Source organism: Brevibacillus sp. NPDC003359 (assembly GCF_042878995.1).
In the GTDB taxonomy this organism is placed as follows: Bacteria; Bacillota; Bacilli; order Brevibacillales; family Brevibacillaceae; genus Brevibacillus.
In genome coordinates this window covers 82,888-98,120 of sequence record NZ_JBIAOR010000007.1, presented here as the reverse complement: position 1 = coordinate 98,120, position 15,233 = coordinate 82,888, and the positions used below count along the sequence as shown (strand labels likewise).

14 protein-coding genes are annotated in these 15,233 nt (G+C 40.1%); 3 read left to right on the top strand and 11 right to left on the bottom strand.

Going from position 1 to position 15,233, the window contains the following annotated elements:
* Positions 1-327: 327 nt before the first annotated feature.
* Both ACFYU8_RS18175 and ACFYU8_RS18170 read left to right on the top strand, forming a co-directional pair.
* Positions 328-2,022: a YcdB/YcdC domain-containing protein gene (locus ACFYU8_RS18175; protein ID WP_391365903.1), complete on the top strand. Its 1,695-nt coding sequence runs from the start codon at positions 328-330 to the stop codon at positions 2,020-2,022.
* A gap of 163 nt (positions 2,023-2,185) precedes the next feature.
* Entirely contained in the window at positions 2,186-2,563 is a 378-nt protein-coding gene (locus tag ACFYU8_RS18170; RefSeq protein WP_390301358.1) for a hypothetical protein, read from the top strand.
* Positions 2,564-2,777: 214 nt separating this feature from the next.
* Here ACFYU8_RS18170 and ACFYU8_RS18165 read toward each other — a convergent pair whose 3' ends face one another.
* Positions 2,778-2,993 (bottom strand): DNA alkylation repair protein, encoded by a 216-nt coding sequence (locus tag ACFYU8_RS18165; RefSeq protein WP_390301361.1) that lies wholly within the window; start codon positions 2,991-2,993, stop codon positions 2,778-2,780.
* 80 nt (positions 2,994-3,073) lie between these two features.
* Here ACFYU8_RS18165 and ACFYU8_RS18160 point away from each other — a divergent pair, with 80 nt between their 5' ends.
* Positions 3,074-4,276 (top strand): WG repeat-containing protein, encoded by a 1,203-nt coding sequence (locus tag ACFYU8_RS18160; protein ID WP_390301364.1) that lies wholly within the window; start codon positions 3,074-3,076, stop codon positions 4,274-4,276.
* 549 nt (positions 4,277-4,825) lie between these two features.
* On the opposite strand, the gene ACFYU8_RS18155 is transcribed toward ACFYU8_RS18160, so the two are convergent.
* The 10 genes from ACFYU8_RS18155 to ACFYU8_RS18110 form a co-directional block, all read right to left on the bottom strand.
* Positions 4,826-5,833 (bottom strand): hypothetical protein, encoded by a 1,008-nt coding sequence (locus ACFYU8_RS18155; protein ID WP_390301367.1) that lies wholly within the window; start codon positions 5,831-5,833, stop codon positions 4,826-4,828.
* 99 nt (positions 5,834-5,932) lie between these two features.
* Positions 5,933-7,081 (bottom strand): tyrosine-type recombinase/integrase, encoded by a 1,149-nt coding sequence (locus tag ACFYU8_RS18150; protein WP_390301370.1) that lies wholly within the window; start codon positions 7,079-7,081, stop codon positions 5,933-5,935.
* Positions 7,082-7,240: 159 nt separating this feature from the next.
* A complete protein-coding gene (locus tag ACFYU8_RS18145) occupies positions 7,241-8,074 on the bottom strand; it encodes a topoisomerase DNA-binding C4 zinc finger domain-containing protein (protein WP_390301373.1) in 834 nt (277 codons plus the stop codon).
* A gap of 270 nt (positions 8,075-8,344) precedes the next feature.
* Complete coding sequence (locus tag ACFYU8_RS18140; RefSeq protein WP_390301375.1) at positions 8,345-9,472, bottom strand: SAVED domain-containing protein; 1,128 nt, start codon at positions 9,470-9,472, stop codon at positions 8,345-8,347.
* Positions 9,465-9,959 (bottom strand): Mov34/MPN/PAD-1 family protein, encoded by a 495-nt coding sequence (locus ACFYU8_RS18135; RefSeq protein ID WP_390301378.1) that lies wholly within the window; start codon positions 9,957-9,959, stop codon positions 9,465-9,467. Before ACFYU8_RS18135 ends, ACFYU8_RS18140 begins: the two co-directional genes overlap by 8 nt.
* A 7-nt stretch (positions 9,960-9,966) precedes the next feature.
* Positions 9,967-11,790, bottom strand: a complete 1,824-nt coding sequence (locus ACFYU8_RS18130; RefSeq protein ID WP_390301381.1) for a ThiF family adenylyltransferase — start codon at positions 11,788-11,790, stop codon at positions 9,967-9,969.
* A gap of 16 nt (positions 11,791-11,806) precedes the next feature.
* Complete coding sequence (locus tag ACFYU8_RS18125; RefSeq protein ID WP_390301384.1) at positions 11,807-12,835, bottom strand: nucleotidyltransferase domain-containing protein; 1,029 nt, start codon at positions 12,833-12,835, stop codon at positions 11,807-11,809.
* An 843-nt stretch (positions 12,836-13,678) separates the two neighbouring features.
* Positions 13,679-13,912: a hypothetical protein gene (locus ACFYU8_RS18120; RefSeq protein ID WP_390301387.1), complete on the bottom strand. Its 234-nt coding sequence runs from the start codon at positions 13,910-13,912 to the stop codon at positions 13,679-13,681.
* 122 nt (positions 13,913-14,034) lie between these two features.
* Complete coding sequence (locus tag ACFYU8_RS18115) at positions 14,035-14,223, bottom strand: hypothetical protein (protein ID WP_390301390.1); 189 nt, start codon at positions 14,221-14,223, stop codon at positions 14,035-14,037.
* Positions 14,224-14,718: 495 nt separating this feature from the next.
* The gene (locus tag ACFYU8_RS18110) at positions 14,719-15,069 is read right to left on the bottom strand and encodes a hypothetical protein (protein WP_390301393.1); all 351 of its coding nucleotides are present in this window, start codon (positions 15,067-15,069) and stop codon (positions 14,719-14,721) included.
* Positions 15,070-15,233 lie beyond the last annotated feature (164 nt).

Below are 15,233 nucleotides of genomic sequence, written 5' to 3'. Positions count from 1 at the left end.
TTAGTTACTATCGAAGAAGACCTATGTTAGCTTGGTCTACCTAATTCTTTCTATATTGGTTAGTACTAATGAATCCATCTACCTCAGTGCGTACCAAGAAGATGAAGGGCTGGTTGATTTTAATTAAGCCAAACAAATGTTCACAGCACAGAGTGGTTACCAACACGTCCTCGTCGATTAACACGAGGGCGTGTTTTTTAATAGAAATATGGGTTTATCAGAGAAAAATGGCATAATATGTGACAAAAATTATTGCCCCTCCGTCTTACCATTGGTAAGGTAAAACCGAACTTATCCTCAAATCTGAACACTATTTGGAGGTGCCCAATGAAACTCAATCCATCCATGATGACGGTTATAGCGGCGTGCTTACTTGCCTCTGCACCTGCATGGACTACCCATCAACCAACGGTACAAGCAGCAAGTGATGTGAAAAAGGCAGAGTCTCAAAAAAATGATTATTCCCGAGATGTTCAGAATTCTCTGGACAAGCTATTTGAGGCGATTCCAGAGCTGAAAGGGTATCGACTAATTGATAAAAAGTATAAGGAAGACAGCTTTCGCGGTTATTCGTCACCGATCTGGAGCTTGCACTACACCAACATGCCAAAAACAGATGAAAAAGAAGAGTATGACGCATACTCATCCGTTAGCCTAAAGCTGGATGCGCATACGGGCCGACTGCTTTTCATGGATATCCAAAATCCAGCATGGGCTTCAGCCGATTATCCGGAAGAAAAGCTTGCCAGAGACAAGGCTTCAATTTTTATCGAGGACTTATTCGGTACGACAGCAAAACAGCTGAAGGCCGGACAAAAACTCGGCAAAGGAAAAGCAGGATCAGGTGACGGGAAAGGCAACAAGCTGGAATGGGCTCGCTCCACCGTGAAATACCACTCTCACATCAATGACCTCCCTCTGTCCAACAACCCTATCTCCGTATCCGTTGATCATGCTGGCCATATTATTCGTTATGAAGCGTATGATTTCATCGATCCTAGCAAAGTGAACTGGCCTGATCCGAAAAAAGTGATAACACTTGAGGAAGCAAGCAAAATCTATAAGGATAAGCTTAAGATGGACCTGGTATACGTATCGGAGCAGCCGATTTCCTATGCTCAAAATGGAAAACCGGCAGAAAAGAAACCAATGCTTATTTATCAACTGAATACCATTGGTTGGATCGATGCTCTAACCGGCAAAGTCATAGGGGAAGAAGCCGAACTGGCAGGGGAGGGTGTTCGTGTAAAAGGAGAAGGGAAAAGCATCAAAATAGCTTCCCGCGAACAAGGAGAGAAATGGCTGAAAACACAGTTTGGTATTGATGTTCCAGGTGCGACCTTTGAATACGATGATCACAAGGACAATCTTTTAGAAGGACTTCAGACAATCGAATCCTATCGTTGGATGAACGATTCAAATAAAGGTACGCCTGCATTTGAGTTGGTGAGCCTCACGACAGATGAACAGAGTGATCGGCTCATCGGCTTCAATCTGATTTTGCCAGACCAACGAAAAACAGAGCAGAAAATCAGTGTAGAGGAAGCGAAGAAAAAAGCAATCGCAGCACTCGTACCTTATCTTGACCCGGCGTTAACGGAGCTATCGCTTATCGTAGAGACTCCTGAAGCAGATATTCCGGAGTGGGTAGACAAGAACAAGCTGGATAAGGAAGAGGATAAAGAGTATTCATTCACTTTCCTCGTAAAACGCAACGGAATCGAAGTATCTGACGAGTCTTATATGGTGGGGGTAGACAAGGCAACGGGTACGATTACAGAGTTAAACCTCCACCCTCTCAACCCGGGCATTACCCTTCCAGATCCCAAGAAAATTGTAAGTGCAGAAGAAGCAAAAGAAACGATCCAACAAGAAATTGACCTGGAACTGGTCTACGTGTGGGAGCAGTATGATGGTCAAAGAGCTCCCGAACCGCAGCTGGTCTACCAGCGCAAATGGAAGAATGGCTATAGCTTTATCGATGCTTCGACAGGGGAGCTAGTCAAGGTGTCCCGCCAATAAATGACGTAACAGCCGATTTGCTCCCACAGCAATATCGGCTTTTTTGGTGCGCCTAGCACGGGCGTCGAATTCATCTGGCATTAAAATTGAAATGTGGCTAGACAAAGATGGAAGGATTACTACAGCTTACCCAATTTAAGAACCGTAATCTAGGAGGATTCTTATGATACCTTACAAAATTTTTTACGATGATAAAACTGATAAACTACGAATCTGTTTACCGGAACACCTCTCCTTAGTGGAAGAGTATTTGGTGGGACAGGTTAGATCGGAACTCTCAAAAAACTTAATCTTAGATAGGATACAACGAGTTGTTTCCGGGGAAGAAGAAGTATCAGAAGGGACAGGGAATTTATACAGTTCCGAAATACGGAGGGATTATACTCGAATATATAACTCATACGTTGAGGAACAACTAGAAGAGGGTATAGACACTGGCGAGGAATTGGAGTCAATCATTGAAACAAAGTATTTTGCAGAGCTCGTTACAATTTGGATGGATGCTCTAAATGATCATAGACAACAACGTAAGAACGGATAGTATTAAAGAAGATAGAAGTAGATAGCCACACAAAGCCGCTTGTTTAGTTAAGCGGCTTTGTCATTATTTTCACCGAACAAAAACTTTATTATTTAGTTTAGATCCAGAGATTGTCTCATTCTAACGTATAGTCTAAAACTATTTTCAATTTCCTGGTGATTTAGCAGACCGGGACCCCTTGTACCATATAGGGTTCCGGTCTAAAACTTTATTATCACTGAACACCAGTATGCTTTGTCCGCCAAAGCATGCAGGTCATCTTCAAACATACGATTTGGTCGATCGTCAGCCTTGCAAAATACATGGCATCGGAAACGCCGGACTCATAGAGTGCCCGAGCCAGCTCTTGGTCGCGTGTCACCTCTTTGACGAGCTTTTTCATATCCCCGACACGCACGCCAAAGAACAGTTCCTTGGCCAAGTGGAGCAAAAATGTCTTCTTGGTTTGAATTCCAAATTACTCTATAATTGGGACATCCATCTCATCAGATTCTTGGAGGATGTACGACTATGCGGAAATTTTTTGTAACGATCCTAGCTATGATTCTGGCGTGTCTTAGCCTTGCTGGTGTATCCGCACAAGGAGCAGGCGAACCAAACCAGCAGCTGTACCCACTAAGAAAACCTACCGGGGATCAATGGGCTTTGAGTGATCGAAACGGCAAGATTCATGCGAGATTTACCTTACCAAAAAACGGTACGATACAGGAATTCAAAGATGGCCTCGGTCTTGTACGAAACACGAGCATAGGAAAATGGGGATTGATCGACCATACTGGCAAACTCATTGTTCCCTATAAATACACCTATATTTCCAGTTTCTCTGAAGGGCTTGCAAGCTTTCAGATTGGGGAAAGCAGCGGGGTGATCAACCGGGCAGGAAAGGAAGTCATCCCTCCAAAGTTTGAACGTATAGTAGGTTTCCGTTTTGGACGATCAGCTGCTTCTGTGAATAAAAAATGGGGACTCATCGACACGAAGGGGAATTGGATCGTGCAGCCTACCTTTGATTACGTTGGCTACATTCCCGAACGGCAGCAGTATTCCAATGATCCGATCCTCATCAAACAAGGTCCTTACTACGGATATATGGATGCGAAAGGAACCATTTTGGTCCCCTCTAAGTACGTCTTGGCAAGAGAATTTTCTGACGGATTGGCCGCCGTCCAAGAAAAAGACAAGCAGATTGGGTTTATTAACAGCAAAGGCGAGTACAACATCGCACCGATCTATTATTTTACCGTTCCCTTCAGGAACGGAATAGCCTATGCTTCAAACTGGAAAGCAGACGGAAAATCGCTTGGAGGAGGATTGATCAATAAAAAAGGCGAATGGATCATCCCGCCAGGCGAATTTACTCCTTTTGCAGGATCATCGGATGTAGAGGAAGGCATTTACAGCTACTACACTTATAAAGAAGACGGTCAATCAACTTACGCGGGTGCTGTTACGCTGACAGGAGAGGTCATTCTCGAACCGAAATACTCAGCTATAGGCAGATTTTATAACGGTATTGCCATGGTTCGCCTGCACGACGGCAGGGAGGGCTTTATCAATCGCAAAGGAGAGTATCTTGTAAACCCGCGTTATTTTGGTACCTATCAAAGTCCGCATGGCTCTCTTATGGATCGTAACGGTCTGTACGCCATCAATTGGGGTCTCGACGGCTATTTAGATTATACCGGGAAGCTGGTCATCCCGCCCTATCGATAAAATATAGGTGAAGGAGCCCTTCACGTCACTAGAGTCACGGTCGCCCAATGACGGATTAGAAGAAGCTAGACAGAGCAATCAAACTACATGAGAGTGGGGAGTTTACGGTAACACAAATTGAGGATATGACAGGAGTAAGCAGTTCACTTTACCGTGAACTTATCTGAGGAAGCAGGAAGCAACAAAATCGACTGAGACAATCTGAGAGCCTTTGAGGGGCTGTATAAAGGACTAATAGAAGCAGAGCCACCCAAAATGGGCGGCTCTTTTATTGTCCTCTACAGGGACTTAGAATTATTTCTAACTTTAAATAAGTAAATACTGATTTTTCCTTGTAGGAAATAACGTTTTCCTACAGGGGGGACCTAAAGGGTGAATGCATGCATACAAACAATTCTTAGCAGGATAAAGTGAATGGTCACAATGAGGCCACCACGGTTCTATATAAATATGATTAAACTCATCGTTCATTATCAACGATTACTTTACTCTGTTGATAAAAATCTATCAAAGTGAGAACCACTCAAATCTAACCTTTACAGAGATTTTCTACATAGTCTTTATTTTATCAATTGCCTTGTTAACTGATTTTATTAATCTGTTAACTTGTTCAAAATCAAGACTCGGGATACCAGCTTCTTGCAAATTTTCATTAGTAATCTTTCCAGTGTGCATGATTGAATTTCTTAACTTATAAACACTTAATACAGCACTATACAGTGCAGGATCTATTTCTATTAAGCTTTTACCTTTAATGTATTTAAGCATAACATTATATTTGAGATCCATTAAATGGCCATTAATTTCATTTAACTTCTTAAAGATTATGTCTTCTCTATTTGCATTGTCATCTATATATTTTGTAATGAAACTCTCTTGTGCGATAGCAGCAAAAATAATAGCATCATAAAAGCTTCCAGAGTACAAACCATGCAAAGCCTTTTCTATAAATTGTATACTCAATCTATAATTATCTGGTTGGAACTGATGAAATCCTGGTAGTAAATTATCGTATACTTTACCGGATGCAATTTTTCCCACTCCAGATTCCATATAGTTGTCCATTGTTGTGATCTGATAAGTCATTTCTCTTCGAGGGTTTGCGGTTGGTGCATAAAAATAGAACGAAGTAAATTCGCCAATCATTTCGCTTACTGGATTAATTGGAATATCAGTAATCCAAAACATTTTTGTACTTTCTTTTATGTAGTCTAAAATTTCGTTTAAGCGCAGAGCGATTTTACACATAATATCAACTTCGACCTGGTCTGGTACATCGTCAACATTGTATTCAACCTCCTCTGAGTTTATTATGATTGTGCCAACACTATATTTTTTATAATCATAGTCCGGTGTGATAACTTCAATTTGTATATTTTTGCAAGATTCAATTGCATGATCATCATTATATATGCTTTCATATTTAACATCGTTAAAAAGCAAAGTAAGTTTAAAAAGTTCAAACTCTGGAAATGAAAACATTTCTTCATAATCTTTTGGCTCCTTCAGCCTTATAACATAGGGCAATTTGATTCTACACTGCATTTTAATGCTCATATATATTCACCGCCTGGTTAAGTTGATTTTCCAATTTGAGTTTACAGATAGTTGGAACACTGAATAGCATGCATATTGGTAAGGTTATTAATTGGATTATCAATCTTGAAGCTCCTTTAGTAATTCCTCCACGCTAATTCCCAACTTAGCAGCTAATTTGCTGTACTTATCGGAAGACTGTATATCCTTTTTCTCATAATCAAATTTCTGCATTGACCAGTCCACACGAGCTTGATCTGGATCAGCATAGAACTTACGTGTAGTCTCGGCAGAAGTGTGTCCTAATACTTGGGCGGTTAGATACATATCCTCATAGGTGTTATAATGATTGGTCCCGAACGTTCGTCTGAATACATGAGGAGTAATTTTTGTATCAATCTTGCTACGTTTTCGATATTTTTCAAGCATTTGGCGGACCGTTCTTGCATCTATTCGTTTCTTTTGGAGAGAAAGGAACAAAGCGTTCTCATGACCTTTCGAAAGGTTTTCTTGTCGCTTACGATCCTCAATATAGTCGGAAATATCTTCGACGATCCGAGAGGGGAGTGTAATTAACTCCTCTTTTCCACCTTTACGTATAACCTTGATCTGCTCCTTTTGAAGGTAGATATCACTCACATCTAGTTGGATCAGCTCACTAACACGTATTCCGGTATACGCCAGTAATAGTGACATTATATAATCGCGCATACGAAGCTTTTCGTGATAGGCCATTTGATGATCGCCTTTAACCTCGATGTCGTCCATAATCGTTTGGAAGAAGCGAGTCATTTCATCAGGAGTGAGTCTATCATTGATTGTAGCTTTCTTTTTTACGCTAATTTCAATATTAGGAGTAACGTCCCTGGAGATAAGCTTTTTCTTAAATAAATATGAAAAGAATTGCCGTAATGTAGCTAATTTTCTTGATCTGCTGCCATTTTCGTTAGTAACTATTCGAGAAACAACTTTATTTTTTGTAGCATAGGTAAGCGTATAAGACTTGAGATGATCAAAAAAGTCACGAAAATCATTCTCCTCTAATTTATCCAAGTCAATTGGTTGAAGGGCGATTGCATCATCCCTGTCACACTTATTGGAGGAGAGTAAGAATTCAAAGAACATGAGGAGATCCTTTGCATACTCGAACCTCGTTTGCAGTTGCTTTGTATCTTCAATGCTTCTAAAGAAATCCATCACAAATTCTGGGAGACGCAACAACTTCTGACGAAGCTTTTCCTCGATGGCAATCTCGATGTTTTTCTTCAAGAGGGAAACACCATCCTTAATCAAGATAGAACAAACGTTCGTAACTATTCCGAAAATGACGATTTTCGACATAGTTGTTTACATAATAAGATTACGGTTAATTAAATACACTCTGTAATATACAACAAACGGGGAGGGGGGATAAATTTAATTCTTTTTCTATAATGACTTGGAATATTTGCATTCTGGAAAGTTCGTGCATCCCAAAAAAGCACCCTTAGATCCATGCTTCGGACTTAATAAGGCATTACATTTTGGACATTTTTCTTGAGACAGAAGTTTCTTTATTGGCTCAAGTTCTTCCCGAACAATATTCCGAATAAGTGTCTCAATATCCTCCAATGTGAAAGATATCGTTTGATCGAAACTCATATTGATATTACCCTTCTGAGATTGTCTAGCGAAAGTTCTCTTATGACTATTTTTTAATTCTTCCTTTTCCGTAATTTGCTGTATTGCAGCTTCGGCAGTTTGAATGTTCTTAGCTATCCAGCTATCTCTAATCGTTTCTATGTAAGCTCTAGGTAGTTCAAAGTTCATGCTCTTTAGAGTATGCCATAGCAGAACATTTACAACTTCATATTTCAGCCCAGAATCGAAGAACAAAGATTCAACACGATCTAAAAATACTTTGCTTAGCCTCGCGCCAATAATTTCTTGAAAGATGATTAGCGGTGAATTAACCTTGCATATTTCCAAAAACATTCTATCCGTATATGCTGGGATATTACCTGGGGTAATTTCTAAACAAGTATCTTCACATTTAAAGTGATCGTTACTATACATATGAATAAGGCGTCTTCGTACTGTTACTGAGTCTAAACTACGATCAGCATAATAAAGAGTCCAATCATTAAGTAAGTCCTTCCAGTAGAAAGCATTGTTATAAAAAAAGGCAAGACTATTAAGGAAATGCTCCTCATTTCTGACTTTTCTTTGGTCAGCGTTTTCAGGTAAAATTGATAAAATGTGTTCAATATCAACTTTTTTCAAGTAGATCACCCTTTGACTACAAGTGATTATATATTACCACAAATTGCAAACTCTTTAAACAACTAATCCGAAAAGTTGCCTTTTCGGATTAGTTGTGATTCATGTGCGGTGTTCATAATCCCCTAGATCGCTTGAATTAGAGCTTCACTTACAAAGAAACGCCCTTTTATGGGCGTTTCCTTATGAGGGTACCCATACAGGTGCCTTCGAAGCTTTAATGAAAATGATTTCACGTTTACGGGATAATAGCAGCGTTGCCGAAACAGCTTCTCACACTAGAGAAAGTGCATATTGATAACGAGGCTTTTGCTGCACAGAGTATTGATACAGACAAACCTCTCCCCAAATCCTAGGATTAATTCCTCGACCGATTTCAACTGCTAGACCTGCTGGACCCGCATAAAGAAGGTGAATTTTATCATATTCACCTTCTTGAATCAAAGATTCCGTGGTATCTTTTACAAGCCGTTGAATCGCTAGAACTTGTTCTTTAAATAGCACTCGTTTTAATCCCGGACTATTAATGCTTACTTCGAGTAGATCATATTTGTCAGAGAGAGTTGCGCCTACATCAGACTGGCGCACTTGCCCACTAACGGATACAGTCACAGCAAGGCACTTTCCCTCGTTCTTAGTTACATGTGCCTTTAATCCCAAATCATCATTAATATTCTGAGCGACAGGACTATCAGCTACCCATACTTGTTTTTCACGATCGAATTGATATACAGAAATAGGTATAGTATCTGTAATTAGAAAACCCATGTGGATGAGCAAAGGGATCGGAGAAATTGGAAATAGTTCAGCAGCTTGTGCTTCATTTGACTGGAAACGCTTAACAAATCGTTGAAACAGTTCTTCGTTTTGTTTTTTCGCTAGTCTCCATCCTTCAGGTGAAAAATCAGTAAACTCTGTTTGATCTTCTACTGCTTCAACCATGATATAGGGAGGTTCACCATCGAAGTCAATATTTATCGTCGGTGGACCTAACCGCTTATGGATTAAGGCTATACTCTTTTTACGTTTTTGTTCCGACCAAGAAAGTACCCATTTTTCATGTTCGTCTTTCATCTTAAATAAGAGATGGGGAGGAAATGTGCCTCTCGTATGATTGTCATCTATTAATTTCGAATGGTGATTACACATCATCGTTAAGTTTTCGATTTTCTCTAAGTTATCCGGAGAGAATCCAAATTCAGCAGCAAATTCATGGCGAGCTGAACCTGGTGCGTGGCCGATAATGTGTGCTGCAATTCCAATATTCGTTAATTGCCCGTCTGTTTCTGCAATAAGTCGCTTCCTGCACGGAGTGTTCGATGCATCCTTAAAAGAGCAAAGTCCAGCTGAAGCCATCCATAAGTGATAACGCTCAGCTGTTTCTAAGTTTTTCCTAGACATGCTTTTCCTCCACTATCATCAACTTTACTATCTTTAAATTCACCCTATTCCCCTGCCAAACATGTACACTCTGGGTGCCTACAATTACGAAGAATAGAGAATCTGATTCATGATTTAAACGCATAATTCTGTTCCAATCTCTAGTATCAACACAGGAAGGAATTGGATGTGCCTCTGGGTGTGTATGCCATTCGCCAAGGTAAAAACAGTGCCCATCATTCTCCAGCCAAGAAGTATTAAAATAGTCTTGGTGACCGTCGGTATTTCGTATAAAGCGGTTTCGTAAGCGAATATCGCTTGAGAGTGGTTCTGAAGCATCATCTATGATGAAATTGCCGTCCTCAAGTAGAATTCTTCCTATGAGTATCCCACCTGCTTCCTTATCTTTTGGCTCCACCTGCTGATATTTCATCAACCTCTCGACAACAACCGAACGGATTAGTACCCTTCTGCCATCTGGTAACGCGAATAGTAACTCTTGTATCATGGTGAAGTCATCCTCCGCTCCTACAAACCGGACAATTAGCGTCCTTGTAAAGAAGTCTGGTTTCACTGAGTTTTTCTACAGAGAACGAGAACCTGGGGGTTGTTTTATAGTTCATCTGCAAGAAAAAAGTGGGATCTCCCTTCCAGGAAAGAAGTGGATTATCAAATTCTTGCTTGGTTAAGGTTTTTATTGTCGCTTCTAAGGTCAGATTTGCTGTTTTTTCGCTATCCAAGAAATTGTATGGAGTGAATGTTGAGCCACAACCGGTAATACTTTTGGAAAAGCTTTGAAACGGTTGTGCAAAAGCCGATCGATTAAAAATAGGGTCATCCTCGCTCGGACTAAATAGACATTGGTAACAGCCTTCTTTGACTCCGTTCAGAGTTATTAGAACATGGCCGCCAATTCCTAAAGGCTCAACCCAAGAATAGATGACAGGAGGAGATTCAATACGATCGTGAAAAAGCTGATTGATTTCCATTTCTACATTGGGTGATCCTATAGCCACTATGACTAAATCAACACTAGACCAATCGACATTGTTTTTCTCATAAACAACTTCAAATTGATCTAAGTAGATGTTCACTGAGGTAAACGGATACTTACGATGTATTTCTTCTTTCAGACCTATCACCTTAAATTTTCCTGTAAGACCAGTTTTATATTTTTCAAACACCTGATCATATCCAAGTGCGTGGCGATGAATATTATCAAGTTGCATCCAGTCTTCATCGATGAGTGTAAGCTGCTTGATTCCCGCTTTTGCAAGACTCATCGCAATGTTACTACCTATTGATCCAGTCCCCACGATCACTACATGTTTATCTAGGAGAGATGGAGTACCACCAGTTCTACTTAACAGATGATTGGGATGCCATCTCTTAATCTGTGTTGGGCGAATATCCAGATCTCTGGGCTTTTGGGCGAGAGGATGTAACTGAATCGACGATATGATACGGCTTCTCCTATTACGTGTAGACTGAGATGTGGGGTAAGAAAATTGAAAGCCAAAAAGCGCCCAGCGCCCATTTGGGATTGGATATCCGACTATTACGTAGTCTCCATCTGAAATGAGCGGATTTCTATCTCGAAATAATCGAAAAAAACGTTTGCGATTTTTTATTGAGAGATTATTTGTAAGGTTTAATCGTATAGTTTCGTAGTCCCAGCTTTCGTTAAGCGGAGGGGGCATAAAAAAGGTTCCAGGTTCCATAGGCAAGTAGAAGCATCGATGTTTCGTGCCTTCTGCCATATCAACCTTAAATAGCTGAGCTGCAACATGATGTATTAAAATTCCTTGCTCTGCTGCAACTAACAGTTCATTACCATTTTCAACTACTTTTCGCAGCTCTAATGGACGTACTTGTCTATGATCAATATCAATATGAGCATAGATGGTCAACAGCTTACTTTGTCTAGCCCAATATGCTTCAAATTCAGAAGCAAACTCATCTAGGTTCTCTCTCTTGATTCCCTTCTCAACAAGATCAATAACTTTTATTAGGCAATTAAGGAGAAGCGAACCAGGATGTCGGGTATCAATGATCATAGATTCGTTTCTGGTGAAGCAAATGAAACCGTCTGATTCTTTATGAGGAATGCGCCCAAACTGATTTGAGCGATCAAAAAAAAGAGGCAGCTTACCAGGATATGACTCAGGGAAACCCACCGTAATAACAGAGGGTTTCCCTTCAACCTTTACAATCAATTCAGCTACTAATTTGCATTCGCGATAATTAAGTCGAGGGTCAAGGGGTAATCGGATATTGCTTTGGATCAGGTTTTGATCGATCTGAGCAATATCTTGTTCAACAAGTTCTATGATATCCAAAGCACATCCCCCATTCTCATAGCGCTGATTCTGAACTAGGAATCGTTGCAACTGCCATAGATCGTTTTCCTGTTGTCGGCCTTGGCGGTACTGGAAAATCCGTTCCAAATTGTTTCTGAAGGATTTCAGCTGCATCGACTGGATCTGCTTTCGATTTCGCATCTCTTAAAGCAGTCTTAAATTCTTCAAGCTTCTCTTTAAAAGTCTCCATTTGCTTGTTTGTCATCTTTACAAATAATTCTGGATATGGTTCCACCGGCAAATCTACTGATAAGCGAGAATAACTTTTAACTTCTCCTTCCTCTAGTTCGAATACCGTATTGAACCGAGAAATCATACTTTCAATGACATTGATCACCGCGTCCAAGTCACGATAAGTACTTTTTCCTGTGAAAGGATCTGTATCCTTCTGAACGCTTAACCAATGATACACACAAGATGTCAACGCAATTCCTGTAGGTTTCCCGTTGACACTCGAAAAGTGTACATCTTTCCACCGCTTAAGGTAGCGCACTACCCTACGAAACTGCTTACGATCATCCGCATCTGTAAAGTGACCGTTGATGGTAGAAACCAAATCTCTCGGATTTGATTCGTCCCATTTTTTATTTTCTTCCTTACTATTTTTCCTACCTTTTGCGAGATATAGCTTACCATCTGAATTACTTACTGAATATACAGTAATATCTACGTGGTATCCTGCTGTATACTTAACCGTTATACATGGTGTTTTAAAAGTCACATCATCTGTGTGGTCTTTAACTGCATCATACACCCACTGCTTAGCTTCAATTGGAGTGGCATCTTCTGTGGACATGTCAAAAAACAACCCCATGTCGATGTCATAATCGCCATCAAGGGGCTGGATACCGGTATTCATTGCATAAGAACCCTGATTGAAAACTTCGTACGATTTTGCTTCTTCAGGCAAGTTTTCCTTGATTCTCTTTTCAATTATTTCTCGTTTTTCACGTAGAACTTTGTTTTCATCCTTTAATTTTATGGCTTCATGAAAACCGATAAACTGTGTTTGACATAGGGCCAATGCTCTTCACTCCTTCGATTATATCATTGCCACTTATGGGTAAATTGTACCACGAATATTCCTTGGCAGAAACATTTGTTCTCAAAGATAACTTATAGTGATTACACATAATTAACATTATGTATAATTATCTAATTTCCGCTGATACTCGCGATATAGACCCCTACTAATGATGTCTGGCGACACAAGCACACTGCTTTAACCAGCGTCATACTTGTTAGATAGATTATTTAGAGTATATACGAATTAGATATTATGGACTGGATGTATATTTATTTTTATTGTCGAGTGACACAAACATGTTCACTAAAATACGATCATTTGTATACTTGCTTCACAGTTTAATTAACGTTAACAACACGAGTAGCCTAACGATACATAATTGGTGAAATAATCTTCAGCAATAGCATCTATAATTGATTCAAAAGCCCCGATGCATTTACACTTGGTATATACGCTCTCAGGATCGATCAAAATAAAGTTCAGTACATGTAATTTCTTTTTCATGTACTGATTTACTTGACTTTTATTTGATCTCGATCAAATAATATGTCATTAAAAGGTATTATTCATAGTTCAAAGCTCTTAACCTAAGTCCTTAGCTTCGAATACCGTCAGCTACTTGCAAATTCTTCGTGTTTGTGCAGAGCCGCCTCCACCTGTATTGCCTAAATCGGTTGAGTTTGAAACCGTCAGGCCATTGCACGTATTCGGCCATGTAAAAAACCGCAGCTTCACGGTGTCGATCTTCGCCGTGAAGCTGCGATTGTAGGGGTTTTAGTAGGTAGCAATCACAAAATCAAATGTACCAACCCGATGAATCGGATCATTGGTAGGCATCCTCTACCATGAACCATTCGAGAGCTTCTGAAAATTCATGAGAAGCTCTGACACCTGGAGGAAGGTACACATCTCGCTTACGATCCGTTCTCTGTTTTGCCCGTATTGCTCTGTGAGCAGAGCTAGCTGCTCCCAATCACTGAGCGCCTTTTGAAAGGCAGCTCGATCTAATGGCCGGCCGTGCGATTCCACGAAAAGGATTTCTTCAGACTGGTACGCTTGCTTCAACACGCGCAAAAACGGGAATCTTCATGTAGAGGGTTACTATGACCCCCTTCATCCGGTCCTCAGTCTGGTACGGAATCATGTTAAAGTCAAAAAACGTTATGGAGAAACATTTCCGTCAACATACAGTTCCTTTATAAGTAGCTTGCTCCTAATGCCCATACAATCCCTCCAACCACAGGTACTACGGATGCGATAATAAATTGATTGGCTTTTTGGTGGTTATTTTGATCTTTTTTCATTTTCGCCATCACAAGCCCAAAACATCCAATAATAATCAGAAGCACAGCGGCTGCTGACTGAGCAATTTTTATTATTTCCATTTGGGTGAGAAACCTCCTTTTTATAAGAACGATTCTGTACTTTGAGTACACAGTACGATGTACTGGTTCGTTTTCTTGTACCAGAATTCTATCCTCAATGGGCATTTTGTATCCAGGCGTCTTCCGTCAACTCATCGCTGGATACTTAGATACTTAGTGTCTTTTCTAGGCGGGGAGGTGCGGTGGTAGAACTGGATACCGCGAGGCTCATTGTCAAGATGAATACGTTGACTGTATATGCACATCGGTTCGACCATTGATAAGAGTGTTTTTCTCGTTTTTAAGTCCAGATAACGTTAAGTTTGTAAAGCAATACGCCTGGCTAAGTTACTGCTTCTTTCTATAACGAGAAGCAGCAACCACGCCACAGAATCCTCCTAAAATAAACACCATGACAATTATGAAAAAACTCATTAATCCCATAAACATGCCTTAACGCCTCACTTCTTTTCACATTGAGCATTGAGTATCTAGGTACACTCGACCACAACATTGTTAATTCGTGTTTCTATCAGCTTCAGACCTTGAAATAAAAACATCTTCTAAAAGACTGCGAGTTTTTTCATCCAATGCTTGAGTTCCAAATGCCGAATACCCCTTCCTTGCTCTTTTCCCTAGCTTCTCGGCAAATTGACTTACAGAGTTACCCAAAGGATAGAAATATAGCAAAGGTTTGGCGTTTTTAAGCTCCTTATATTTTTTCCTATAAGCATATTTATTCCGGTAAATCATATATTCTTCTGATGCTCTTTTTTGTTCATCCTCAGTCATTGTAAGAAGAATAGCTTCATCTGCAATAATAGGGATATATTTCTTTTCATTCTTCTTCAACTGGCGTTTATTCATTGATCCTAGTTCCTCCTATTTCTCTCTTTGAGCATTTTTTATCTAGACGTGTACTATCAGTACGGTCCGTGGAAACACGATAACTATTTGATAAATCAGCTTCTACTAAGCTGATAATCTTTTCTCGCATTCCCAAGTGACGGATCATCCTCATTAACTACGGC